Genomic DNA, 23,630 nt, shown 5'->3' with positions numbered 1-23,630 from the left:
ACTGACAAGTAACAGCGTCTGTGAAGGGTTCGTGCGAATTCTCTTTGAACACCAAGCAACCCGCCTACACCGCGTCGGAGAATCCGTCCTCGACGACTTCGGCATCGACCACGTCGAACAGCAGCTCCGGGCGCTCGACGTCGGCGAGCGCTTCGAAGTCGCCCGCAGTCAGCGCGCGGGGAGTGGTGTCGATCTCTCGGGCGGGGGAGATGATGGCGGACTCGTCGAACCGGTCGAGCTTGCGCGCAGTGACGAGTACGCGGGTCTCGAGAGTGCCGGCGAAGGCGTTGTACGACTTGACCGTGGTCTCCAGCGAACGGCGCAACTTCTCCGCGTGCTCGGACAACTTCACCACGCGGCCGTAGAGCTCACGACCCAGGTCGAAGAGTGCCTTGGCGTCCTGAGTGAGGACGTCCTGCTTCCAGGTGAAGGCGACCGTCTTGAGCAGGCCCCAGAGGTTGGTCGGCGTCGCCAGGATGACGCCCTTGCCGAACCCGTACTCCTGAAGGGACGGATCGGTCTCCAGGGCGACCCGCAGCAACTCGTCGTTCGGGATGAAGGCGATCGTGAACTCGGGCGATGCTTCGAGGCCCGTCCAGTACCCCTTCGCGGCCAGGGCGTCGACATGGCCACGAACCTTCTTGGCGTGGTCCTGCAGCAATTGCATCCGCGTGGCCGGATCGATGTCGGCGCGCTGCGCCTCGAAGTAGGAGTTGAACGGGACCTTCGCATCGATGGCCAAGTGCTTGCCACCCGGGAGGTTGATGACCATGTCGGGGCGTCGCGAGCCGGACTCGGCCTCGATGGTCGCCTGGGTCATGAAGTCGACCTGGGGGAGTAGGCCAGCGGACTCGACCAGCGACTTCAGTTGCGTCTCGCCCCAGGTGCCGCGTACGGCGTTGTTGGTCAACGCTGAAGCAAGGTTCGATGCCGCCTCGCGGGAAGCCTCCATGCTGCGCTGAGCGGTACGGATCTGCTCGGCGAGTTCGCCGTGCTGACGTACGCGCTCCGACTCCAGTTGCTCCACCTTGGACTGCATCTTCTTGAGCTGATCGGCGACCGGGGCGATCGTCTTGAGGACCTGAGCCTGCGCGTTCTCGTTGCGGTTGCGTTCGACGTCGCGCTCATCTCGCTCCGTGCTCGCGCGACGCTGGAGCTCCATCAGGTCTGCCAGCTGCGCCTGGGCGCGGCGCAGGGCATCGTCGAGACCGCGGATCTCGGCCTGGGCGGCCGCGAGGTCAGACTCGATCTCGGCGCGGCCCTGAAGTCCGTGGGCTTCGATCTGGGTGATCAGAGTCTGTTGCTGAGCAGCCCGAAGATCACGCTCGTGCGCGGCTTCGTCCGTGACTCTGGCAACTGCCGCGTCGACGGCCCGCTGACGCGCTGATGACAACAGTCGCCATGCCACTCCAGCACCAACGGCTGCGCCCAGCACCAGGCCCAACACGAACACCACGAATCCCATGGCTCTCACGCTAGGAGTGACCACCGACAGTTTCGGCCACCCCACGCCGAGGAAGGCATGGCAGGCTGGCGTCATGGCTGATGACCTGCGGCGCGTGGACCTGACCAAGATCGGTGAGCACCGCTACCAAGCACACAATGTTCGGGGCGGATCGATCACCTTCGGGGAGGGGGAGGACCCCGACTTCACTCCGGTGGAGCTGCTGCTCGCTGCGCTGGCAGGGTGCAGTGCGATCGACATCGACTACATCACCGGGAAGCGAGCGCCGTTCATCTCGTTCGACGCTCGTGCCGAGGCCGACAAGATCCGGGACGAAGCCGGGAATCATCTGGTCAACATTCAGGTGACCTTCGATGTCTCATTCCCGGACGGAGAGGGTGGCGATGCAGCCCGCGAGATCCTGCCAAGTGCCATTCAACGCAGTCACGAACGTCTCTGCACCGTGAGCCGTACGGTCGAGCTCGGCACGCCCGTGACGTACCTGGCCGGGCCCATCCAGGACTAGCTGATGGTCACGCTCTTGAACGTGACCTTCTCCTTCGGCGCGCCGCCACCGGCCGGGCCGGCAGCGCCGATGCCGGCTGCTCCGACACGCTTGAGGACCGCGATGCTTGCCGCGTCGAGCTGGCCGAAGACGGTGTAGTTCGGCGAGAACTGTGAGTCCCCGAAGACCATGAAGAACTGGCTCCCGCCGCTGTCCGGCGCGCCGGTGTTGGCCATCGCCAGCGTCCCTGCCTTGTACGTCTCGCTGCCGGTGATCTCGTCGGGAATCGTGTAGCCGGGGCCGCCAGTTCCGGTGCCGGTCGGGTCGCCGCACTGCAGGAACTCGAATCCCGCCGTGTTGCCCATCCGGTGACAGAACGTGTTGTTGAAGTAGCCCTGCTTCGCCAGTGAGACGAACGAGGCGACCGTGCACGGAGTAGCGGAGCCGGTCAGCTGGACCCGCAGGGTGCCGACGGACGTCTCGATCGTCGCGGTGTAGTTCTTCTTCGCCACCGTGGCAGGCGGCATCGAGACCGGCTTGGCGGCACCGCCGGTGTCGGTCCAAGCGCAGGTCGCCGAGCCGCCGCCAGCCTGAGTGGTCGACGGTGTGGTCGCCGGGATGCTGACTGTTGTGGTCGGACCCGAGGTTGAGGTGTCCGACGGCATCGATGAGCTGGAGGTGGAACCCGACCCGCAGGCTGCAAGTAGTGGAGTGGCAAGGGCGGCAATGATCACGGCACGACGCATGCGGGCATCGTAGTGTCTGCCTGGTGACGGATCTTCGCATGGAGCTCGATGACCTCAGTCGACCGGCGATCGCGGATCACCTGCGGGAGCATCTGGACGACATGCGATCGGTCTCACCGCCCGAGTCCGTACACGCCCTGGATCTCGATGGCCTGAGGGCACCGAACATCCGGTTCTGGTCCGCGTGGATCGACGACTCGCTCGTCGGAACGGTCGCACTCAAAGACCTGGGTGCCGGCGACGTCGAGATCAAAAGCATGCGTACGACCGCAGCGGCCAGGGGGAGAGGGGTGGGCCGCCAGATGTTGGCGTTCGCCCTGGAGCAGGCGCGTACGTCGGGAGCTGCCCGGGTGGTGCTGGAGACCGGAGCCGAGCCGTACTTCGAGCCGGCGCGCGGCCTGTATGTGGCAGCCGGATTCTCCGTTCGCGGTCCGTTCGCGGACTACGTCGTCGACCCGAACAGTGTCTACATGGAGTTGGCCCTGGCCTGATTCCGGGTAACCCATTGTATGTACGACATCTCGTACATACAATGGACGCATGACAGTTCAGTCCATCGTTGAGGACGTCGTACGCCGTTCCGGCCTCTCCAAGGCGGAACTGGCGCGACGATCCGGGATCAGTCGCTCGTCGCTGGACGAGTATCTGCTCGGCAAGCGGCAGCCATCAGTGGCTCAGCTGGAGCGTCTGGGGGAGTCTGCGGGTTTCAGACTGGATCTGGCGTGGACGCCCGTCGAGCTGCGGAAGGACCCTTCCTGGCTGATTCCGAACAACCCGGACATGCAGCCCCGCCCGACCACGACCGCGCAGCGGGCTCAGATCCTTGAGCGAGTGGTCGTGGTGGCAACTGAACTGCGCAGGCGCGAGCGGGGCGAGCTCGAGTTCCCGCCGTTCAAGGTCCTGGCGGCCTCATGAGGGACCCCCTGGTTGTTCTGCAACGCGCCGTAGACGTGTATGGACGCCTGACCAGTGCCGGGATTGAATGCGCAATCGGCGGGGCCCTTGCGCTGGGCTACCACGTCGATGACCCGCGGGGCACCTCGGACATCGACCTCAATGTGTCGGTGCTCGCGTCGCGTGGCAGGGAAGTCCTGGAACTGATGCCCGCCGACGTTCCCTGGGATGCGGACACGATCGCAGCAATCGAACGAGACGATCAGGTCCGGATTACATGGCCGAACCCTGCGGGCATTTCCATCCCGTTGGACCTGTTCTTCATCGCTGGCGACTTCCATGAGGTCGTTCGGACCCGAACCGAGTTCGTGCCGATGATGGATTCAACTGTACGTGTCCTGTCAGCGACTGACCTGACGGTGTTCAAGGCGCTGTTCAACCGTTCCAAGGACTGGCCGGACATCGAGTCGATGCTCCTCGCGCACGATTCGACGGTCGATCTGGACGAGGCGATCCGCTGGGTGGCGGAGATCGTGGGGAGTGGCGATCCGCGTGCACAGAGGCTCGAGTCCCTTCGATATCTGACATAACGCACATTATCGGTCATTTGGACAGCCTGATTCAGCCTCGCATGCCGACCGGCGGTATGCTGGTACCATGGTAACGATCGAGCGTGTACAGACCGGCGTTCGGATTGAACGCGGGATTCTCAAGACCTCAAAGGGGCTGGCGGAGGCGCTCGACATGCCGCTGGGCGAATTGCTCGAGGGTGTGCTCCTGCACGTCTTCGAGGGCAAGAAGGTGCCCTTCAGTGCGGACACCATCCAGAAGATCGCGTCGTTGAAGTCCGTGTACGACGTCAGCCTCACGAGTCGAGACGCGCACCACCTCGTCGAGGACGGCGCCGTCGATGAGCTTGACGAGTTCTACGAAGGCCGCATTCAAACTCCTGGATTCGCACACCGCGACCACCTACGCATGGCGTTCCTGGCCGTGAGCCGCGATCCGTTCCCGGTCGCATTCGGCCGGTACTCCGACGGGATCCGTCGGTTCGCAGCGGTAGCTGGGAAGCCTGAGAAGTTCCATCAAACGATCACTGGCATGTTCCTGGTGCTCGTCGCCGAACGACTGGCCGCGCAAGGAGCCGAGAATTTTGAGGCGTTCATCGACGCCAACCCGGATCTGCTCGACAGTGGGCTCGTCCGCCAGTACTACAGCGACGAGACCCTGTCGTCCCCGCGCGCGAGGTCGACCTACGTGCCACCCATCCGCGGCAAGCTCGACGATATGTCAACAGGGGAGTGACTCCCCCACTCACATTCCGACGTACGCAGCCAGGTGTTCGCCGGTGATCGTTGACTTGGTCTGGACGAGTTCGGCAGGCGGACCTTCGTACACCACGCGCCCTCCGTCGTGTCCTGCGCCTGGGCCCAGGTCGACGATCCAGTCCGCGTGGGCCATCACAGCTTGATGGTGCTCGATCACGATCACCGTTCGTCCAGCGTCAACGAGCCTGTCGAGCAGGCGAAGCAGATTGGCGACGTCGGCGAGATGCAATCCGGTGGTCGGCTCGTCGAGAACGATCACCTGGGCATCACTGACGGCCATGCTCATTGCCAACTTCACACGTTGGCGTTCTCCCCCGGACAACGTGTTGAGCGGCTGTCCCAGTCGGAGGTAGCCGAGGCCGACGTCCTCGAGGCGGCCCAGGATGCTCGCGGCCGCCGGTGTCTTCGCCTCACCTGATGCGAAGAACGCGTGCGCCTCAGCAACCGGCAGATCGAGTACGTCTGCGATGTTGAGCCCGCCGACCCGATACTCCAGGACGGATGCCTGGAACCGCTTGCCGCCGCAGTCCTCACACGGCGTCGAGACGGTGTCCATGAATCCGAGCTCGGTGATGATGACGCCGGCTCCGTTGCAGGTCGGGCAGGCCCCCTCCGAATTGGCGCTGAACAAGGCCGGCTTCACACCGCAGGCCTTGGCAAAGGTCTTGCGGATCGGCTCAAGAAGTCCGGTGTACGTCGCCGGGTTGCTGCGTCGAGATCCCTTGATCGGCGTCTGATCCACCGTCACGACTCCATCCCGACCAGCCAGCGCCCCGTGGATCAGCGAACTCTTGCCGGAGCCGGCGACGCCGGTCACGACCGTGAGCACACCTGTCGGAAGGTCGACATCGACGTTCTTGAGGTTGTGGGACGTCGCGCCGCGAATCTCGATCTGGCCCGCCGGCGTACGCGTGGACTCGCGGAGCGTCGCTCGGTAGGCGAGATGCCGACCCGTCTGCGTATCAGCCGACCGGAGGGCGTCGTACGTACCCTCGAAGACGACCTCTCCCCCGGCACTTCCCGCGCCCGGTCCCATGTCGACGACGTGGTCGGCGATGGCGATCGTCTCGGGCTTGTGCTCGACGACGAGCACGGTGTTGCCCTTGTCGCGAAGTTCCAGCAGGAGCTTGTTCATCCGCTCGATGTCGTGCGGGTGCAGACCGATGGTGGGCTCGTCGAAGACGTACGTCACATCGGTCAGGGCCGAGCCGAGGTGGCGGACCATCTTCGTGCGCTGCGCCTCTCCCCCGGACAGCGTCCCGGACGGACGATCCAGCGACAGGTACCCGAGTCCGATCTCGGTCAGGGCATCGAGCAGGTGCAACAGCGTCGCCACCAGCGGTGCGACCCCCGGGTCGTCGATGGTGCGTACCCAGTCAGCCAGATCGGTGACCTGCATCTGGCAGACCTCGCCGATGTCCTTGCCCATGACCTTGGGCGTACGCGCCGACTCGTTGAGGCGCGTGCCATGACACCTCGTGCACTCCCCGAAGGCCGCGGCGCGCTCGACGAACGCCTTGATGTGCGGCTGGAGGGACTCGGGATCCTTGCTGAACATCGACTTCCGGATCTTGGGGATAAGTCCCTCGACCGTCAGGTTGATGTTGTTGACCTTGCGCTTGTGCGGCTCGGCATAGAGCAGGTCCTGACGCTGCTCGTCGGTCAACTGGGAAATCGGGACATCCGGAGGCACGACGTCCTTGAATGCGGCGACCATCCAGCCGTCCGCGGTGTAGCCGGGCACGAGGATGGCGCCCTCGTCGAGGGACTTCGAGTCGTCGATGATCGCGGTCAGGTCGAGTGTCGAGACCGACCCACGACCCTCGCATTCAGGGCACATGCCGCCGAGATAGACCTGATTGCGGACGACGTTCTTCTTCCCCGCCTCGGTGACCGACACACCCCCGACCTTGGTGGTGGGGATGTTGAAGGAGAACGCAGTCGGTCCCCCGATGTAGGGCTGTCCGAGTCGGCTGAAGAGCGACCGCAGCATCGCGTTCGCGTCGGTGACCGTCCCGAGCGTGGAGCGCGGGTTCGCGCCGATCCGCTCCTGGTCCACAAGGATCGCCGTCGTCAGGCCCTCAAGGACATCCACCTCGGGTCGGGGCAGATTCGGCATGAAGCCCTGGATGAACGTCGAGTACGTCTCGTCGATCAGTCGGCGTGACTCCGCCGCCACCGTGCCGAACACCAGGGAGGACTTCCCGGAGCCGGAGACCCCGGTGAAGACCGTCAGCCGACGCTTGGGAATGTCGACGGAGACGTCCTTGAGGTTGTTCTCCCGCGCACCGCGGACACGGATGCAGTCGTGGTTGTCGGCGAGTTCGGTCACGGGGTCGATGCTTCCAGACTCCGCCGACAATTCAGGAGCGGACCTGGTTGATGCGTACGTGGTTGCCGGCCGGATCGCGGAACGCGCAGTCGCGTACGCCGTAGGGCTGGTCCGTGGGTTCCTGGATCACATCTGCCCCCGTCGCCTGCACCCTGTCGAACAACGCATCGAGGTCGGGAGTCGCCAGGATGACCCGGGCGTACGACCCCTTGGCCATCAGTTCGGCGATCGTACGGCGCTCCGCGTCGTTCAGGCTCGGGTCGATGGCCGGCGGCTCGAGGACGATGCTGGTCTCCGGCTGGCCGACCGGGCCCACCGTGATCCAGCGCATCTCGCCCTTGCCGACGTCCTGGCGGACCTCGAAACCGAGTGCGTCGCGGTAGAAGGCCAGAGCAGCCTCAGGGTCGGTCTGTGGCAAGAAGCTGGTGTGGATCGTCAGGTTCATGATGTCGACGTTAGTCAGGCCGACCCGGTGGCGCTTCTCGATTCCTGATCGGTCTGTGCACGACTTTGGTGACGCATGAGGGCAGTTCGAGGTCACCCTCGCCGGCACGACGCTTGTATTCACTCGGCGGGATCCCGACCAGTTCGGAGAACCGGGTGGAGAAGGTGCCGAGCGACTGGCAGCCCACCTCGAAGCACACATCTGTCACCGACAGATCGCCGCGCCGCAGGAGCGCCATCGCCCGCTCGATCCGGCGAGTCATGAGATAGCCGTACGGAGGCTCGCCGTAGGCGTCCTTGAACTGCCGCGACAGGTGACCTGCCGACATGTGGACGTCGCGGGCGAGAGCCTCCACGTCAAGAGGTTGCGCGTACTCGCGGTCGATCCGGTCGCGTACGCGCCGCAGCAACTCCAGGTCGCGCAACCGCTGCTGGAAGGCCGGGTTCGCGTCCACATCCCGATCGTGGCACGTCGTCCGAGGAATGACATCGGCGGCGTCGCGGTTGGGGCCGATATGGCCACTTACGTCGTTGCAGATCAGCCGGGCGGACCCCAGGTCCTCGAGTTCCGCGAGGAGCCGGACCGCGAGCCGGGCGCCGGCGAGATCGCCATCCGGGTCCGTGCCATCGGCGTGAATCCGGTCGACGTGAAGCAGCGCATCGCGGACGGCCCGGCGGAGTTCCCACTGCGACCGGGTCACGAAGTTGCCGGCGTCGTCGATGCCGTCGGCGCCGGGGCGCCGTTCCGGGTAGGCGACGAGGTGCTCGCATTCCGGGTGTTCGGCGGGTACGCGACGCGGGTCATCGTCGATGCCGGCGATGTGTTCCTGAAGCCCGCCAACCTCAGTTTCGATGAGGCAGCCGGCCTCCTGCTGGTCGGCGTCACCGCGGTTCACGCCCTGACGCGCGTGCAGGCCGTACGCGGTGACGTCGTCCTCGTGCACGGAGCGTCGGGCAGTGTCGGGCAGGCGCTGATCCAGCTGGCAGTTGCCGATGGGATCCGGGTGATCGGCACGTCCTCGGAGCGCAACTTCGATCTCGTACGCGAGCTCGGGGCCGAGCCGATCGCGTACGGCCCGGGCCTCGTCGACCGCGTACGCGCGTGCGCGCCGGACGGCATCGATGCGGCGATCGATCTGGTGGGCACCGAGGAGGCGATCGACACCTCCCTCGAACTGGTCGCAGACCACGCGCGGGTCACCACCATCGTCGGTGGTCCGTATCCGACGCAGCGAGGTGTCCAGAAGATTGGACGCGGTGTCGGCGCCGACCCCGGGACGGAGATCCGTGCCGCTGCCCGGCAGCCGCTGGTCGACGCAGCCGCCCGTGGTGACCTGAGGACGCGCGTCGTCGCCCGCTATCGGTTGGCAGAAGCGGCCGCGGCGCAGATCTTCGTCGCCGAAGGGCATGCCGCGGGCAAAGTCATCCTGATTCCGTGATCGGACGCGATCAGTAGGTCAGTTGAACCTTGATCGCCGTGCGGTCGGCCATGGCGGTGTAGCCAGCAGCGACCTGCTCCAGCGGCAACGCGAGGTCGAAGACGAGGCCTGGGTTGATGGCACCGGACTGGACCCGCGCGAGCAGGTCCGGCAGATAGCGACGTACGGGCGCCATCCCGCCGGCGAGCCCGATGTTGTGCGTGAACATCCGCCGGACCGGCAACTTCACCCCGTGGGGTACGCCGACGAACCCGACCGTGGCCCCAGGACGCGCGACGTCGAAGGCCGTCGTCATCGACTGCTCTGTGCCGACGCACTCGAGGACCGCGTCAGCTCCGGTGCCGTTGGTGAGCTCCATGACAGCCTTCGTCGCATCCTCTCCGCGCTCGGCGACGATGTGGGTCGCGCCAAAGGCGGTGGCGACCTTCTGTCGCGGCTCGTGACGTGACAGCGCGATGACTTTCTCGGCGCCCATCGTCGCCGCCGAGAGGACGCCGAGGAGCCCGACGGCGCCGTCACCGACTACGACAGCCGTACCGCCTGGCCTGACGCCAGCGGCCACTGCAGCGTGCCAGCCGGTGGCCATGACATCTGCCAGTGTCAGCAGCGACGGCAACTGCTCCGGCGACGGCGGGTCGATCTTCACGCAGGATCCGTCGATCTGGTTGACCAGCGTGTACTCCCCCTGGCCGCTGCCGGTGAACCCGAGGTTCACACATGCCTGCTGGTTGCCGGCGAGGCAGTGGATGCAGGTGTTGTCGCAGTGGTCGAACGGCACGATGACGGTGTCCCCGACCTTGAAATTGCGTGCGTCTGACCCCACGGCGACGACCTCGCCGAGGCATTCGTGGCCGATCGTCGTCGCCTGCTCCTGCGGGCCGTTGTCTCCGCGGTAACCCCAGAGGTCGGAGCCGCAGATGCAGGACGCGATCACCTTGACGATGGCGTCGGTCGGCTTGCTGATCGTCGGGTCCGGGACCTCTTCGAAGCGGATGTCACCGGGGCCGTGGAGCATCGTCGCGCGCATGTCCTCACCCTAGCGACCGAAGCCCATCAACGCGCCGTGCGAGGGCCTCAGACTCTTGCCGTATCTCATATGTGAGTTAAGGTTGTCGGGTGACTGAGGGCTACAAATCGACCATCGGCAACGTCGTCCGCGATGCACGCAAGCACCGTGGGCTCACCCAGGCGCAGCTGGCCGACAAACTGGGGACCAGCCAGTCCGCGGTGAATCGGATCGAGAAGGGCCAGCAGAATCTCTCGCTGGAGATGATCGCGCGGATCGGCGATGCGCTCGACTCCTCGATCGTCGAGATCGGAGCCGGTCCGACCCATCTGCGCGTCACCGGACCCACGACGTTGTCGGGTGCGATCGACGTCAAGACCTCCAAGAATGCTGGCGTCGCACTCCTGTGTGCCTCGTTGCTCAACCGCGGGCGTACGACCCTGCGCAAGGTCGCGCGGATCGAGGAGGTCAACCGCCTCCTCGAGGTGTTGTCCTCCATGGGTGTCGGCGTGCGCTGGCTCAATGACGAAGGTGATCTGGAGATCACTCCCCCGAAGGTTCTAGCCCTCGGCGACATCGACGAAGCTGCTGCACGGCGTACGCGCTCGGTGATCATGTTCCTCGGCCCTCTGCTGCACCGCTCCGACGATTTCGAGTTGCCGTACGCAGGCGGTTGCCAGCTGGGTGAGCGCACCGTCGAGCCGCACATGGCTGCTCTGCGCCACTTCGGCCTCGAGGTCAAGGCCACCGAGGGCAGCTATCACGCCATGAGCCAACCGATAGCCCCCGCACGCCCGATCGTCCTCACCGAGCGGGGCGACACGGTCACCGAGAACGCCTTGATGGCAGCCGCGCTGCACCCCGGCACGACAGTGATCCGCAACGCCTCGTCCAACTACATGGTGCAGGACCTCTGCTTCTACCTCGAGAAACTCGGAGTTCAGGTCGATGGCATCGGCACCACGACCCTCACGGTGACCGGCGTCGCCGAGATCGATGTGGACGTCGACTACGCCCCGTCCGAGGACCCGATCGAGGCCATGTCGCTGCTGGCAGCCGCCATCGTCACCGACTCCGAGATCACCATCCGGCGCGCCCCGATCGAGTTCCTCGAGATCGAGCTGGCCACCCTGGAGGAGATGGGGTTCAAGTACGACCGCACGGACGAGTACCTCGCCGCCAACGGGCACACCCGGCTGGTCGACATCACCACGCGCCGGTCCGTCCTGCACGCGCCGCTGGACAAGATCCACCCGCTGCCGTTCCCGGGCCTCAACATCGACAACCTGCCGTTCTTCGCCATCATCGCGGCGGTCGCGTCGGGGCAGACGCTGCTGCATGACTGGGTGTACGAGAACCGCGCGATCTACCTCACCGAACTGAACAAGCTCGGTGCGCAGGTCAAGTTGCTCGACCCGCATCGCGTACTCATCGATGGCCCGACGCGCTTCAGCGGCGCCGAGGTCGTGTGCCCACCGGCCCTGCGGCCGGCTGTCGTCGTCCTGCTCGCGATGCTCGCCTCCAAGGGCACCAGCGTGCTCCGGTCGACGTACGTCATTGCTCGCGGCTACGAGGATCTGGCTGAGCGACTCAACGAGCTCGGCGCAGACATCGTGCCCTTCCGCGACATCTGATCGACGTGCTCGCGTTCGCGCACCGTGGCGGAGCGACCCACCCGGAGATCGTGGGCCTGGAGAACACGCTCGCAGCGTTCCAGCACGCGTACGACCTCGGGTACCGCTACTTCGAGACCGATGTGCATGCCTCGATCGACGGCGTGCTGTTCGCGTTCCACGACGATGAGCTCGATCGGGTGACCGACGGAAGCGGACGTCTGGCTGAGCTGCCGTCCGGCACCATCGGGCAGGCACGGGTGGGCGGGCGCCACGCGATCCCGACACTCGCCGAGCTCGTGGACGCGTTCCCTGACGTGACCTTCAACGTCGACATCAAGGCCGACGACGCCACCGGACCCCTCGCCGATCTCGTGACTCGTCGACAACTCTCCGGGCGGGTCATCGTCGGCAGCTTCTCGTCGGCTCGGCTGCGTAGATTCCGACGTCTGACCGCCGGCCAGGTGCCCACGTCGGCGGATCCGCGGGAGGTTGCAGCTTTCGTGCTGTGCCCGTCGCCACTCGTGGCTCGGCTGCTGCGTGCCCTCCCCTGCGTCGCGCTGCAGGTGCCTGTCCACACCAGCATCAGGGGTCGTCGGGTCGAAGTGGTCACCCGCCGGTTCGTTCGCAACGCTCACGCAGCCGGCAAGCATGTTCATGTGTGGACGATCGATGAGCCCACCGAGATGGAGCGGCTCATCGCTCTCGGGGTCGACGGGATCATGACTGACCGCACGGACCTGCTGAAGGACGTCCTGATCACCCACGGCCTCTGGCGGACGAACTAGCGATTCGTGGCGCGTCGGGGGTTGCGGGAACGGATCCGACTGCGCAACCGTTGAAGAAGGCAGACCCTCGACCGGCGTCATGACATCGATGCCCGGGAGTCTCATCACCAAACGACCTGGGAGGTGCCAGATGGCAGAGCGGACATTGCGCGGAGCAAGTCTCGGTGGCAAGAGCTTCGAGGATGAGCGCGGCATTGAGTTCGCCGGCCGCCAGCAGGTCACCTTTGTGTGCACCCGGGGTCACCGGTTCGAGGTGACGATGTCCGACGAGGCCGACGTACCCAACCACTGGGAATGTCAGCGCTGCGGCTCCGAGGCCACCAACGCGGCCGTGGAGAACCCGGAGGCGAAGGTCGAGAAGCCGGTGCGTTCGCACTGGGACATGCTGCTCGAACGTCGGTCGGAGAAGGAGCTCGAGGAGATCCTCAAGGAGCGCCTGGAGTTGCTGCGTGACGGCGAGATCGGGCCGGCGCACCTGCACCGTCCGTCGCGCCGCAAGAAGACCTCCGTCTGACCTTCTGCGCCTCGCTCACGCGTCCCGGGCAGCCTTGCGCTCGGAGATGCGGCTCTTCCGCTCGGCGATCCCCCATCGGGTGACCATCTTGATGGACTCCTTGGCGACGGATCCGTCGAGCTTCGAGTTCCCGCGTACGCGCTCGACGAACTGGATCGGAACCTCGGCCACCGTGAGTCCGGCTCGGACGGTACGCGCCGCGAGGTCCGTCTGGAAGATGTAGCCCGCCGACTCCACGGACTTCAGGTCGATCGCCTCGAGGGTGGAGCGCCTGAAGAGGCGGTACCCGGCGGTGATGTCGCGGATCTCGGTGCCCAACAGGAGTCGGACGTAGAAGTTGCCGCCACGCGACATGATGAGTCGCTTGATCGGCCAGTTCAGCACCGAGCCGCCGGGGATGTAGCGCGAGCCGATGACCAGATCGGCTGCGTGCAACCCGTTCAGCAGTCGGTACAGCTCCTCCGGCTGGTGCGAGCCGTCCGCGTCCATCTCGCCGATGACGTCGTAGCCCTGCTCCAGCGCCCAGGCGAAGCCGTGGAGGTACGCGGCGCCGAGGCCCGCCTTCTCGGTGCGGTGGATGACATGGATGTGCGGGTCGGCCGAAGCCATGGCGTCAGCCAGGTCGCCGGTGCCGTCCGGGGAGTTGTCGTCCATGACCAGGACGTCCACACCGGGCTGCGCGCGACGAAGTCGGCCGACGATCCACTCGATGTTCTCCACCTCGTTGAAGGTGGGGATCACCATCACGACACGACCCAAGCCGTCAACAGGCACCGGTGCACTCCTTGCTCTGGAAGAGGCAAGCGTAGCGACATGGTTGGATGCAGACGTGGAACCCCGACTCATGCTCCTCGACACGGCGTCGCTCTACTTCCGGGCGTTCTTCGGTGTGCCGGACACCCGTGCGGCTGATGGCACGCCGGTCAACGCCGTGAGGGGTCTCCTCGAGTTCATCGCGACGCTCGTTTCGCAGTATCAACCGACCCACCTGGTGTGCTGCTGGGACAACTCGTGGCGCCCCACGTGGCGGGTGGAACTGATCGACTCCTACAAGTCAGCCCGTGTCGGCAGCGAGGCCGACGGCGTGGCGGTCGAGGTGGTGCCCGATGATCTGCAGCCGCAGATCCCGATCATTCTCGACGTCCTGGCTGCCCTCGGGATCGCCGTCATCGGTGCTGATGACCACGAGGCCGACGACGTGATCGGCACGCTCAGCACGATGGCCACCGGGCCCGTCGCGATCGTCACGGGTGACCGGGACCTGTTCCAACTGGTCGACGATGCGCGCAACGTACGGGTCCTCTACACGACCAGGGGCGTAGCCCAGCACGATCGCGTCGACGATGCGTGGATCCTTGCCAAGTACGGCGTGCACGCGGCCCAGTACGCCGACTTCGCGACCCTGCGCGGCGATGCGTCCGACGGGCTGCCCGGCGTACGCGGAATCGGTGAGAAGACCGCGGCAACCCTGCTGCAGACCTACGGCGACCTCGCGGGAATCCAGTCCGCCGCCCAGGACCCCGCGACGGCCCTCTCCCCCAGCGTCCGGAGCAAGATCCTGGCCGGCGCCGACTACCTCGAGGTCGCTCCCACGGTCGTCGGCGTGGCGCGTACGCTGCCACTGTCGTTGGTGGGGACCGAGACCCCGAGTACGCCGCACGACCCAGCGGTTCTGCAGGCGCTCACGCAGCGGTACGACCTCGGATCGCCGGTCGAACGAGTTGTGGCCGCGATCACTCGCTGAGTCTTCCGGAATCCGCGTCATGGAGCAGCGGACGGTACGTCTCATCGGCATGCGCCGTAGTCACCAGACCGGGATCGATCAGGACATCACGCTTGCCTGCGTGGACCCGTGGGGTCGGTCCGTGGATGTGCCGACGACGATGTCGTACGACAAGACGGACCCGTACGCGGTGACCCTCACCTTCCACGCCGGCAGTGGCGACGTCGTGTGGATGATGGCTCGCCATCTGCTGCTGCAGGGTCTGACCTCGCCTGCGGGCGAGGGCGACATCAAGGTGTATCCCAGCATCGATGAGGACGCGCGCGCCGTGACCGTCCTGGACTTCAGCTCCCCCAACGGTCACCTGGTCGGCCAGGCGCCGACCCGTGAGCTGCAGGAGTTCGTGGCCGAATCCATCGCGGTTGTTCCCGTCGGCACCGAGAGCGACTTCCTGGACCTCGACGCCCTCGCTGAGGCGCTGCTGTCCTCAGCGGCCTAGTTCGTCCCGTTCGCGTTCGCGCCAGCGCGCCCGCGCCGCCCGTGTGATCGGTCCTTCGGCCAGCTCCCGATCGCCCCACCGCGTGACCGCCTGAACGTCGCGCAGGGTGCTCACCAGGAAGACTTCGTCGGCACTTTCGGCGACCTCGATCGGCTCGTCCACCTCGCGTCCACCGAACCAGATCAGGACCAGGGCACGGGTCACTCCCGGAAGACAGCCCGTGGCCAGCGTCGGCGTACGCAATTCCCCACCGACGACGTAGAACACGTTGCTGCCGGTCCCCTCGCACAACAGGCCCGTCGTCGTCGCGAAGATGGCCTCCGTCGCACCATGGCGTTGAGCTTCTGCCAGCGCGATGACGTTCTCGGCGTACGAGGTCGACTTGAGGCCCGCTGTTGCGCCACGCTCGTTGCGCGGCCACGGCACCGTGACGACAGAGGTCTGTTCAGGCGAGACAGGGGCAGCCGACGCAGCCACGATCACGGTCGGTGGGTGATCGGCACGGCCTGAGCCGAGCGGCGCGGGCCCGCCGGTGACGGTCACGCGGATACGTCCGTGCGGAATGAACGCGGCGCCGAGCACGGCCGCCACGCCCTGCTCGACATACGACCGCTCCACAGACGGCAGCCCCAGCCCAGCAAGGCTTCGATCGAGGCGATCAAGATGAAGTCCCAGCGCGAAGGGTTGCCCTTCGAGGATCTTGATCGCCTCGAAGACACCGTCGCCAACGGTCAGGCCGTGGTCGAATGCCGACACGACGGGCTGCGTCGGGTCAGCGAGGAGAGATCCGTTCACCCACACCTGCATGCGTACGACCTTAGATCAGGGCCCAGGGGCTCTTTGGTTGGTCCCGGCCTGTCCGACCAGACACGTTTTGCGGAAGTTGGGTCGATGAACGTCGTCGTGCGGCTCCTGCATGCAAGAGTGCCGGGTACGCGATCGCCGCCAGGCGTCGCACGAACTGAAGGTCATGGAACGTGCTCCTGCCCCTGTGCGCGCGCGTCGGCGAGTCCTCGCCGGCCCTCGCTCCGATGTCGTTGCGGGCCCGTGGCCTGAGTCTGGTCCTGCGGCGGACTGTCCGCCCCATCATCGGTGTCTGGTCGCTGGCTCCATGGTTCCCGTGGCCCTACCGGGCCATCGACTACGCAGGCCTGCTCGCGTGGGTGGTCCCGGGAACGTCGTTCGAGCGCACAGAACTCGGCGGCGTGCCGGTCCAACGAGTCACGCCGAACAATGTTGCGACTGGTCGGCGGATCCTCTACTTCCACGGCGGAGCGTTCATCGTCGGCGGCTGGCACCTGCATCGCGGGATGCTGTCCCAGATCGCGGCAACGACCGGAGCCGAGATCCTGGCAGTCGACTACCGACAGCTCCCCCGCTCACCGATCTCGGCCTCGGTGGAGGACTGCGCCACCGCGTACGCAGCCCTGACGGCTCAGACCCCTGCCTCCGAGACCATCCTGATGGGTGATTCAGCAGGTGGGTACCTGGTCTTCTCGACCCTGGCGCATGCCGCGGCCAAGGGGCTTCCGATGCCGGCCGCCGGTGTCACGTACAGTCCGCTGCCCGGGTGGCGTGACCAATCAGACCAACGTGACTACCCCGGGTGCGCCATCTTCGGCCCACGCGCCATCCCGACGATGGCTCGGTACGCGACGAGCCGCGAGATCTCGTCCGCTCACCTCACACCGCAGGATGCGGTCGGCCCCGACCTGCCGTCGATCCTGATACAGGCTGCGGCAGGCGAATCGCTCTACCCGGACATCGAGGCTCTGGCCGCCGATCTGCAGTCCGCAGGGGCCGACGTCGAGCTCCGGCAGTGGAACCTCGACGTCCACGTCTTCCAGGCCATGGCCGGGTGGATCCCCGAGGCTCGGGCGGCGCTCGAGCATGCCGCAGACTTCTGTGAGCGAGTCTGGATGGCGCCTGCTCGTCACCGGGACCAGGTGGGCTGACCAAAACGGTCCCTGACTCGCGTTGCCGCAGGTCAGGGACCGTTTCGTGATGGTGGGCGATACTGGGTTTGAACCAGTGACCTCTTCCGTGTCAGGGAAGCGCGCTACCACTGCGCCAATCGCCCGTGCTTATGAATTTTTGTCGAGGTGGGTACGGGATTTGAACCCGTGTACACGGATTTGCAGTCCGTTGCCTCGCCTCTCGGCCAACCCACCGCGAGGCCAAACGCTGGAGCTTGTCACTAACGCTTGCCCACACCGTGGAGAGACCTCTCCGAGCGGACGACGAGGCTCGAACTCGCGACCTCAACCTTGGCAAGGTTGCGCTCTACCAACTGAGCTACGTCCGCATGTTTCCTCAGCCTGTCGGCCTCGGCAACGGGTGAAACACTAGCCGACCCGTTTTCGGACAGCCAAATCGGGGTCACACCGTTGTCATCTGTACGCCACTCACTAGTCTTCCGGAGTGACTTCACTCGCCAACCGCACCATCCTCATGTCCGGGGGCAGCCGTGGCATCGGTCTTTCGATCGCCCTCGCTGCCGCGCGCGAGGGAGCCAACCTGGTGCTCCTCGCGAAGACGGACGTACCGGATCCGCGCCTGCCGGGCACGATTCACACGGCTGTTGCAGAGATCGAGGCGGCTGGTGGCCAGGCTCTCGCGGTTGTCGGCGACGTACGCGACGAGGAGAGCACGCTGCGCGCCGCTGAGCTCGCAGCCGAGCGGTTCGGAGGCATCGACGTCGTCATCAACAACGCCTCCGCCATCGATCTCAACAAGACCGAGAACGTGAGTGTCAAGAAGTTCGACCTCATGCAGCAGATCCAGTGCCGAGGCACGTTCCTGCTCACCCAGGCGGCCCTCCCCCACCTGCGGGCGTCCACGAACGCTCACATCGTGTCTCTGTCGCCACCGCTGAACATGAACCCGTACTGGCTCGGCGCCCACCCGGCGTACACGCTGGCCAAGTACGGCATGACACTGCTGACGCTGAGTTTTGCCGAGGAGTTCCGTGCCGAAGGGATTGCCGGCTACACCTTGTGGCCGGAGACGATGATCGCCACGGCTGCGGTCCAGAACATCCTCGGTGGCGAGGAAGGCATGCGCCGGGCGCGTACCCCGGAGATCATGGCTGACTCCGCGATCGAGCTCCTCCGGAAGCCCTCCGCGGAGGTGACTGGCCGCAGCTACCTCGACGTGGACGTGCTGAGCGGGGCGGGCGTCACTGACCTGAGCAAGTACGGATCTGGCGACGACATCATCACGGACATCTTTGTCGACCTACCGAACGCCGTCCGCGAGTGAGGGCGACCTTGATGAACCCGATGAGCGACACCCTTCTCGCCCTCGCCAGTGCCACCAAGGGCTTCATGCCGGACGACGAGGGACAGGCGCTCTATGAGTATGCGCTGGCCCGCGCCGCGCATGGACCGATCGTCGAGATCGGTACGTACTGCGGGAAGTCGGCGATCTATCTCGGTGCTGCGGCTCAACTCGCCGATTCCACCGTCTTCACCGTCGACCACCACCGGGGTTCCGAGGAGAACCAGGCCGGGTGGGAGCATCACGACGACAGCCTCGTGGACCCGACCACGGGGCTGATGGACACACTGGCCAACTTCCGTCGGACGATGCAGGTCGCTCAGCTCGAGGGGACCGTCGTCCCGATCGTCGGGGATTCCCCCGTCGTCGCACGGCACTGGCGCACGCCGATCTCAATGCTGTTCATCGACGGCGGCCATGGCGTGGAGCCAGCGCGGCAGGACTACCTCTCGTGGGCGCCCTGGGTGGCCGTCGGCGGCCTGCTGGCCATCCATGACGTGTTCCCGGACCCTGCCGACGGCGGCCGCCCGCCGTACGAGGAGATCTACCTGCCGGCGCTGGCGAGCGGCCAGTACGAGGAGATCGAGGACGTCGGTTCGCTCCGACTGCTGCGGCGCACGTCAGGCGAGCCGGGCAGCCTCTGAGTCACAGCCGCACTCCAAGGCGATTTCCGGGAAGTCCGGAGCCAGGGACGTGCCCCGCATGATCCCCGAGCCGGGGGTCGAGTGTCCGTGGCGCTCGCCGAGAGCGTCGACGGCAAGGATGATTGCGGCTGCGGTGTAGGTGGTGTGCTCTGGCGGCCAGTAGACGTCCGTGTGCTCGTTCTCATGGTTCGGATCGCCGTAGACCCAGCCGGTCCAGTAGGCACCGTCGGCGTCGCGCATCAGCTGCACATCGCGCAGCAGTTCGTACGCAAGGTCGTCCTGGCCCAGGGCGTCCAGAGCCATCACCAGTTCGCTGCTCTCGGCAGCCGTGACCCACGGGTTCGTGTTGACGCAGCGCACGCCGAGACCCGGGACCACGAACTCGTCCCACTTGGAGTCGAGGAGCGCCGATCCGGCAGGCCCGCGTACGGCGCCCCCCAGGACCGGGTAGTACCAGTCCATCGAGTACTTCGACTTGTCCTCGAACAGGTCGCGGTGTTCGCGCAGCGCATGTCCAAGACGGCCGCCTGCGAGCTCCCACTCGGGCTGCGGTTCGTCCATCAGGTCGGCCAGCGCCACGCCGGCACGGAGGGACTGGTAGATCGAGGAGCATCCGGCCAGCAGTGCGAACCGGTTCTCCGAGGTCCAGGCGATGCCGCCGAAGGACAACTGCTGGTCGACGACCCAGTCGAGGCCGGCGCGTACGGCGGGCCAGTAGCGGTCCAGGAACGCGCGATCGCGTCGGATCAGCCAGTGGTGCCAGAGACCGACGGCCAGGTAGGCCGAGACATTCGACTCGCCACGGTCGTCGCTGACCACGCCCGCCTCGACGCGCGCCGGCCACGAGCCGTCAGGACGCTGCCAGGGCAGGACCCACGCGTACGCTCGCTCGGCGTCGTCCACGAGTCCGGCGGCGAGAAGCGCCATGGCGGCCTCGACGTGGTTCCAGATGTCCGCGTGCTGGCCGGTCGTGAACGGAATGGCGCCTTGCGGCTCCTGCATCGCCACGATGGCTCGTGCGGTGGCGACGACCTGCTCGGCGGTGAGGATGCCGTCGACCGAAGGGGCGGCGTGGGGCGTACCTGCCGTCATGCGGCCTCAGGCTTGGTGAAGTAGAGCACCATCGACTTGCCGATCATCGGATCGAGCACCTTGCCGACGGCTCGCAGGGCCGGCGGGTTCTTCTCGATCTCCCAGACCAACAGGCGGTGGTACGCCTTGGCGAGCGGGTGGTCGTCCTTGTTGACGCCGACCGCGCACTTGATCCACCAGTACGGAGCGTGCAATCCGTGGGCGTACCCCTTGCCGTCGAACTGCATGCCGGCGTTCTTGACCTTGGTGATCAGTTCGGCGTCGGTGTAGATGCGGATGTGGCCGCCCTCGTTCGAGTGGTACTCCTCCGACAGGGCCCAGTTCACTGCTTCGGGGAACCAGCGCGGGACGGAGACGGCCAGCGTGCCGCCCGGGCGCAGGACGCGCACGAGCTCCGCGATCGCCTGGATGTCGGCCGGAATGTGCTCAAGGACCTCGGCAGCGACGATGCGGTCGAACTCACCGTCGGCGAATGGCAACTGCAGCGCGTCGCCCTCCTTCGTGGACGCCTCGGCGCCCGCCGGGACCTCGCCGGCCTCCTTCATCGCCCAGAACCACTCGGTGACCTTGGCCAGCTCGTCGGCGTCCTGGTCGAACGCAACGACGTCGGTGCCACGACGGTAGAGCTCGAAGGCGTGGCGGCCGGCGCCACAACCCATGTCGAGCACCCGGTCGCCGGGCTCGACGCCCAGTCGGTCGAAATCAACAGTCAGCATGGTGTTCTCCTCAGCCCCGACTGATCCGTCGGTGGTAGTCCTCGATCGCGGTCTCGAAGACCGCAGCAGTGTTGGCCGCCGCAGCACGCCAACTGAAAAGTTCTTCGACTCGCTTGCGGCCGGCGGCACCGTAGGCCACCTGGCGCTCGGGATCGTCCAGCAACTTGCCCACGGCCGCGGCCAACTGGCCCACGTCGCCCGGCTCGACCAGATCAGCGCACAGCCCATCCGGCCCGACCACCTCGGGGATGGCTCCGGCACGGGACACGACCAGCGGCGTGGCGCAGGCCATCAACTCGGCCGTCGGCAGCGAGAAGCCCTCGTACAGCGACGGCACACAGGCGACCTCGGCCGAACCCATCAGCGCAACCAGGTCCTCATCAGAGATCCCGTGCACGAAATGCACCGAGTCGGCGATCGCGAGCTTGTCCAGCAGCCGCTCAGTGCGGCCGCCCGCCTTGGGCTTGGTGACCAGCACGAGTTCGACGTCGCGCTCGGTACGCAGCTTCGCGAATGCCTCGAGAAGGGTGGCAATGCCCTTGAGTGGCGCGTCGGCGCTCGCCATCGCAAGAATCCGCCCCTTGATCCGCGGCGTGGTCGGCGGAAGGAACCGGTCTTCCACGCCCAGGAGGACGGTCGTGATCCGCGCCGGGTCAAGGCCGAACTCGCGTACGACGTCGCGCTTGGACGACTCGGACGGCACGATGATGGTGCGAATGTGCCGGGCGGTGCGGATCTGGCGGCTGACGAAGCCGTACCACCGCCACACGCCCCACTTCTTCTTCGGATTGCGTGCGGCCTTGAGCTCGATCCGGCGGTCCATCGTGATCGGGTGGTGGATCGTGGCCGCGAACGGGAAGCCCAACGCCTCGATGTCACGCATCGCCGATCCGAGCGTCTGGTTGTCGACCACGATGTCGAAGTCGCCCTGCCGCTCGGCGAGCAACTTCACCACGCGGGTCGCGAAGGTCTCCGGCTCGGGGAATCCGCCGGTCGACATCACCAGGAATTCGCGAACATCCGTGCGGTCGCGGAACTCCTTGAACTTCGGGATCCGGAACGGATCCGGCTCCCGGTACAGATCCAGGCTGGGAACCTTCGTGAGGCGTACGCCCTCGTCAAGCTCGGGATACGGCTGTCCACTGAAGACCTCGACCTCATGGCCGAGCGCGACGAGCTCTCGAGAGAGGTGGCGGAGGTAGATCCCCTGCCCGCCCACGTGTGGTTTGCTTCGGTACGACAGCAAGGCGATGCGCACTCTTGACCCCCTTGCCGGACCGTGCGATGGACGAGACAGCCTAACCGGTACAACGCGTAACACTCATTCGTCCGGCTCAGCCTGATCAACGAACGAGATCGACAGATGTATCCCCGCCTAGAACCTGTTCTCGCGAGACTAGGTTACGCAGAAGTAGGCGGTAGCGAACAATCTGGATCACGCCGGTGAACCACAGGGCGTACTGGAACGCAAGTGCCGGCCTGAACGCACCCAGCGGGTAGTCGGTGCCACTCCCCTGCAGGTCCAGCACCAAGCCGATGCCGACCACGGCGATGAGTGAGGCGAAGAATCCGGCGGTGTTGACCAGACCCGACGCGCTGCCCTGGCGCTGCGCGGCGTTGGACGTACGCGACATGTCGATGCCGATCAGCGACGCGGGCCCCCCGACGCCACAGACCAGCATCAGCACCACCAGGAGCGGGATCGGGGTGGTGCCGTGCCATAAGAGCACTGCGGCCCAGATGACCGCCATCGCCGCGATCAGGACCAGGGCCATGGTTGACCGGTGCCACGGATGCCGGCCGACGAACCAGCCGAGGAGCGGTCCGCAGACAGCCGCGGCGAAGGTCAGCAGCGACAACAGTGCGGCCGCTGTCGAGTGGGACAGCCCCTCCCCCTTGACCAGGAACGGGAACCCCCACAGAAGGCCTAGGGCGGTGGCACTGAAAGGCAGCGTGAAATGCACCCAGAAGCCGAGCCTCGTGCCGGGCTGACGCCACGCGACCCGGATGTTCTGCGACACCTCATGAACACCCAACGGAGTGCCTCGCACTGTCCTGGCCTCCGGCGCATCTCGCAGAACGAGCAGCAATGCGGCAATGACGAGGGGGCCGAGTGCCGCCGCCAGCAGGTACGAGGTGGTCCATCCCTTGGCCTGGAGCACCATGGACAGCGGGATGGCTGCAGCGATCCCACCGATCTGGCCGACGGCGCCGGTGAGCTGGGTGTAGAGCGCGACACCGCGCGGGTTCATCCAAAGAGCAATCAGCCGCACGACCGAGATGAACGTCATCGCGTCGCCCGCGCCGAGGACGATCCGCGCTGCAATGCCCTCGGGATAGGTGGTGGCAAGCGCGAAGCCTGCTTGCGCCGCAGTCATCAGGACGGCACCGCAGGTGAGGACGGCCCTCGGCCCGAAGCGATCAACCAGCAGTCCTGCCGGTACCTGGCCGCACGCGTACACCAGGAGCTGGACCATGGTGAAGACAGAGAGTTCGGCCGCCGAGATGTGGAATCGATCAACTGCGAGGAGTCCCGCCACGCCGAGGCTGGAGCGATTGAAGCCGGCGAACAGGTACGCCGCAACGCCGATCATCCATGCGGTGAAGGGAGTCAGGCGGAGCAC

Annotated in this window: 26 protein-coding genes and 3 tRNA genes; 14 read left to right on the top strand and 15 right to left on the bottom strand. The window is 66.1% G+C overall.

Translation table 11 applies throughout. From position 1 onward, the window contains the following. Positions 1 to 64: 64 nt before the first annotated feature. The gene (rmuC, locus tag KCTC_RS01550; protein ID WP_231998787.1) at positions 65 to 1,465 is read right to left on the bottom strand and encodes a DNA recombination protein RmuC; all 1,401 of its coding nucleotides are present in this window, start codon (positions 1,463 to 1,465) and stop codon (positions 65 to 67) included. Between the two features lie 73 nt (positions 1,466 to 1,538). Here rmuC and KCTC_RS01545 point away from each other — a divergent pair, with 73 nt between their 5' ends. Further along, positions 1,539 to 1,970 carry an OsmC family protein gene (locus tag KCTC_RS01545; RefSeq protein WP_125566128.1) on the top strand — a complete coding sequence of 144 codons (432 nt, stop codon included), beginning with the start codon at positions 1,539 to 1,541 and terminating at the stop codon, positions 1,968 to 1,970. Here the strand turns inward: KCTC_RS01545 and KCTC_RS01540 are convergent. Next, positions 1,967 to 2,695: a peptidylprolyl isomerase gene (locus tag KCTC_RS01540; protein WP_125566126.1), complete on the bottom strand. Its 729-nt coding sequence runs from the start codon at positions 2,693 to 2,695 to the stop codon at positions 1,967 to 1,969. The genes KCTC_RS01545 and KCTC_RS01540 overlap by 4 nt on opposite strands. Before the next feature lie 23 nt (positions 2,696 to 2,718). Here KCTC_RS01540 and KCTC_RS01535 point away from each other — a divergent pair, with 23 nt between their 5' ends. The 4 genes from KCTC_RS01535 (at position 2,719) to KCTC_RS14870 (ending at position 4,894) form a co-directional block, all read left to right on the top strand. Then, positions 2,719 to 3,186: a GNAT family N-acetyltransferase gene (locus tag KCTC_RS01535; RefSeq protein ID WP_231998786.1), complete on the top strand. Its 468-nt coding sequence runs from the start codon at positions 2,719 to 2,721 to the stop codon at positions 3,184 to 3,186. A gap of 49 nt (positions 3,187 to 3,235) precedes the next feature. Further along, complete coding sequence (locus tag KCTC_RS01530) at positions 3,236 to 3,610, top strand: helix-turn-helix domain-containing protein (RefSeq protein ID WP_125566123.1); 375 nt, start codon at positions 3,236 to 3,238, stop codon at positions 3,608 to 3,610. Between the two features lie 35 nt (positions 3,611 to 3,645). After that, the gene (locus tag KCTC_RS01525; RefSeq protein ID WP_125566121.1) at positions 3,646 to 4,179 is read left to right on the top strand and encodes a hypothetical protein; all 534 of its coding nucleotides are present in this window, start codon (positions 3,646 to 3,648) and stop codon (positions 4,177 to 4,179) included. 67 nt (positions 4,180 to 4,246) lie between these two features. Further along, positions 4,247 to 4,894 carry a hypothetical protein gene (locus tag KCTC_RS14870; protein WP_197715223.1) on the top strand — a complete coding sequence of 216 codons (648 nt, stop codon included), beginning with the start codon at positions 4,247 to 4,249 and terminating at the stop codon, positions 4,892 to 4,894. A gap of 9 nt (positions 4,895 to 4,903) precedes the next feature. On the opposite strand, the gene KCTC_RS01515 is transcribed toward KCTC_RS14870, so the two are convergent. Genes KCTC_RS01515 through KCTC_RS01505 form a run of 3 tightly spaced genes read right to left on the bottom strand, consistent with a single transcriptional unit; the run spans position 4,904 to position 8,148 of the window. Then, a complete protein-coding gene (locus tag KCTC_RS01515; protein WP_197715222.1) occupies positions 4,904 to 7,249 on the bottom strand; it encodes an ATP-binding cassette domain-containing protein in 2,346 nt (781 codons plus the stop codon). 31 nt (positions 7,250 to 7,280) lie between these two features. Continuing rightward, the gene (locus KCTC_RS01510) at positions 7,281 to 7,694 is read right to left on the bottom strand and encodes a VOC family protein (protein WP_125566117.1); all 414 of its coding nucleotides are present in this window, start codon (positions 7,692 to 7,694) and stop codon (positions 7,281 to 7,283) included. A gap of 10 nt (positions 7,695 to 7,704) precedes the next feature. Then, a complete protein-coding gene (locus KCTC_RS01505; RefSeq protein WP_125566115.1) occupies positions 7,705 to 8,148 on the bottom strand; it encodes a helix-turn-helix transcriptional regulator in 444 nt (147 codons plus the stop codon). A gap of 60 nt (positions 8,149 to 8,208) precedes the next feature. On the opposite strand from KCTC_RS01505, the gene KCTC_RS01500 reads away from it, so the two are divergent. Next, the gene (locus KCTC_RS01500) at positions 8,209 to 9,132 is read left to right on the top strand and encodes a quinone oxidoreductase family protein (protein ID WP_125566113.1); all 924 of its coding nucleotides are present in this window, start codon (positions 8,209 to 8,211) and stop codon (positions 9,130 to 9,132) included. Positions 9,133 to 9,142: 10 nt separating this feature from the next. Here KCTC_RS01500 and KCTC_RS01495 read toward each other — a convergent pair whose 3' ends face one another. Continuing rightward, positions 9,143 to 10,159, bottom strand: a complete 1,017-nt coding sequence (locus KCTC_RS01495; RefSeq protein WP_125566111.1) for a zinc-dependent alcohol dehydrogenase family protein — start codon at positions 10,157 to 10,159, stop codon at positions 9,143 to 9,145. Between the two features lie 89 nt (positions 10,160 to 10,248). Between KCTC_RS01495 and KCTC_RS01490 the strand changes: the two genes are divergently transcribed. From KCTC_RS01490 to KCTC_RS01480, 3 genes are all read left to right on the top strand, one after another. After that, entirely contained in the window at positions 10,249 to 11,772 is a 1,524-nt protein-coding gene (locus KCTC_RS01490) for a UDP-N-acetylglucosamine 1-carboxyvinyltransferase (RefSeq protein ID WP_125566109.1), read from the top strand. A 5-nt stretch (positions 11,773 to 11,777) separates the two neighbouring features. Further along, entirely contained in the window at positions 11,778 to 12,539 is a 762-nt protein-coding gene (locus KCTC_RS01485) for a glycerophosphodiester phosphodiesterase (RefSeq protein ID WP_125566108.1), read from the top strand. A 130-nt stretch (positions 12,540 to 12,669) separates the two neighbouring features. Beyond that, entirely contained in the window at positions 12,670 to 13,053 is a 384-nt protein-coding gene (locus KCTC_RS01480) for an RNA polymerase-binding protein RbpA (protein ID WP_125566106.1), read from the top strand. Positions 13,054 to 13,068: 15 nt separating this feature from the next. On the opposite strand, the gene KCTC_RS01475 is transcribed toward KCTC_RS01480, so the two are convergent. Next, on the bottom strand, positions 13,069 to 13,827 hold the full coding sequence (locus KCTC_RS01475; RefSeq protein ID WP_408636098.1) for a polyprenol monophosphomannose synthase: 759 nt from the start codon (positions 13,825 to 13,827) through the stop codon (positions 13,069 to 13,071). Positions 13,828 to 13,882: 55 nt separating this feature from the next. Between KCTC_RS01475 and KCTC_RS01470 the strand changes: the two genes are divergently transcribed. Both KCTC_RS01470 and KCTC_RS01465 read left to right on the top strand, forming a co-directional pair. Then, complete coding sequence (locus tag KCTC_RS01470) at positions 13,883 to 14,797, top strand: 5'-3' exonuclease (RefSeq protein WP_125566104.1); 915 nt, start codon at positions 13,883 to 13,885, stop codon at positions 14,795 to 14,797. 19 nt (positions 14,798 to 14,816) lie between these two features. Further along, positions 14,817 to 15,275 carry an SsgA family sporulation/cell division regulator gene (locus KCTC_RS01465; protein WP_231998785.1) on the top strand — a complete coding sequence of 153 codons (459 nt, stop codon included), beginning with the start codon at positions 14,817 to 14,819 and terminating at the stop codon, positions 15,273 to 15,275. Here KCTC_RS01465 and KCTC_RS01460 read toward each other — a convergent pair. Then, a complete protein-coding gene (locus tag KCTC_RS01460) occupies positions 15,264 to 16,082 on the bottom strand; it encodes an aminotransferase class IV (RefSeq protein WP_125566102.1) in 819 nt (272 codons plus the stop codon). The genes KCTC_RS01465 and KCTC_RS01460 overlap by 12 nt on opposite strands. A gap of 170 nt (positions 16,083 to 16,252) precedes the next feature. Between KCTC_RS01460 and KCTC_RS01455 the strand changes: the two genes are divergently transcribed. After that, a complete protein-coding gene (locus KCTC_RS01455; protein ID WP_125566100.1) occupies positions 16,253 to 17,230 on the top strand; it encodes an alpha/beta hydrolase in 978 nt (325 codons plus the stop codon). 50 nt (positions 17,231 to 17,280) lie between these two features. Here KCTC_RS01455 and KCTC_RS01450 read toward each other — a convergent pair. From KCTC_RS01450 to KCTC_RS01440, 3 genes are all read right to left on the bottom strand, one after another. Next, positions 17,281 to 17,355 (bottom strand) — tRNA-Val (locus KCTC_RS01450). Between the two features lie 20 nt (positions 17,356 to 17,375). Next, positions 17,376 to 17,446: transfer RNA gene (locus tag KCTC_RS01445), tRNA-Cys, on the bottom strand. A gap of 61 nt (positions 17,447 to 17,507) precedes the next feature. Next, positions 17,508 to 17,580: transfer RNA gene (locus KCTC_RS01440), tRNA-Gly, on the bottom strand. A 116-nt stretch (positions 17,581 to 17,696) separates the two neighbouring features. Between KCTC_RS01440 and KCTC_RS01435 the strand changes: the two genes are divergently transcribed. Together KCTC_RS01435 and KCTC_RS01430 are read left to right on the top strand one after the other, a co-directional pair. Further along, complete coding sequence (locus KCTC_RS01435) at positions 17,697 to 18,536, top strand: SDR family oxidoreductase (RefSeq protein ID WP_231998784.1); 840 nt, start codon at positions 17,697 to 17,699, stop codon at positions 18,534 to 18,536. Positions 18,537 to 18,556: 20 nt separating this feature from the next. Beyond that, complete coding sequence (locus KCTC_RS01430; RefSeq protein ID WP_197715221.1) at positions 18,557 to 19,198, top strand: class I SAM-dependent methyltransferase; 642 nt, start codon at positions 18,557 to 18,559, stop codon at positions 19,196 to 19,198. Here the strand turns inward: KCTC_RS01430 and KCTC_RS01425 are convergent. The 4 genes from KCTC_RS01425 to KCTC_RS01410 all read right to left on the bottom strand — a co-directional run bounded on the left by KCTC_RS01425 (position 19,175) and on the right by KCTC_RS01410 (position 23,630). Further along, a complete protein-coding gene (locus KCTC_RS01425) occupies positions 19,175 to 20,290 on the bottom strand; it encodes a prenyltransferase (protein WP_125566095.1) in 1,116 nt (371 codons plus the stop codon). The genes KCTC_RS01430 and KCTC_RS01425 overlap by 24 nt on opposite strands. Beyond that, positions 20,287 to 21,006 carry a class I SAM-dependent methyltransferase gene (locus KCTC_RS01420; protein WP_125566093.1) on the bottom strand — a complete coding sequence of 240 codons (720 nt, stop codon included), beginning with the start codon at positions 21,004 to 21,006 and terminating at the stop codon, positions 20,287 to 20,289. Before KCTC_RS01420 ends, KCTC_RS01425 begins: the two co-directional genes overlap by 4 nt. Before the next feature lie 10 nt (positions 21,007 to 21,016). Further along, positions 21,017 to 22,264, bottom strand: a complete 1,248-nt coding sequence (locus KCTC_RS01415) for a glycosyltransferase family 4 protein (protein WP_125566091.1) — start codon at positions 22,262 to 22,264, stop codon at positions 21,017 to 21,019. Between the two features lie 85 nt (positions 22,265 to 22,349). Continuing rightward, positions 22,350 to 23,630, bottom strand: a complete 1,281-nt coding sequence (locus KCTC_RS01410; protein ID WP_231998783.1) for an MFS transporter — start codon at positions 23,628 to 23,630, stop codon at positions 22,350 to 22,352.

This window comes from Nocardioides baekrokdamisoli, assembly GCF_003945325.1.
Lineage (GTDB): Bacteria > Actinomycetota > Actinomycetes > Propionibacteriales > Nocardioidaceae > Nocardioides > Nocardioides baekrokdamisoli.
The sequence above is the reverse complement of the archived record's forward strand: the minus strand, read 5'-3'. Positions and strand labels throughout refer to the sequence as shown.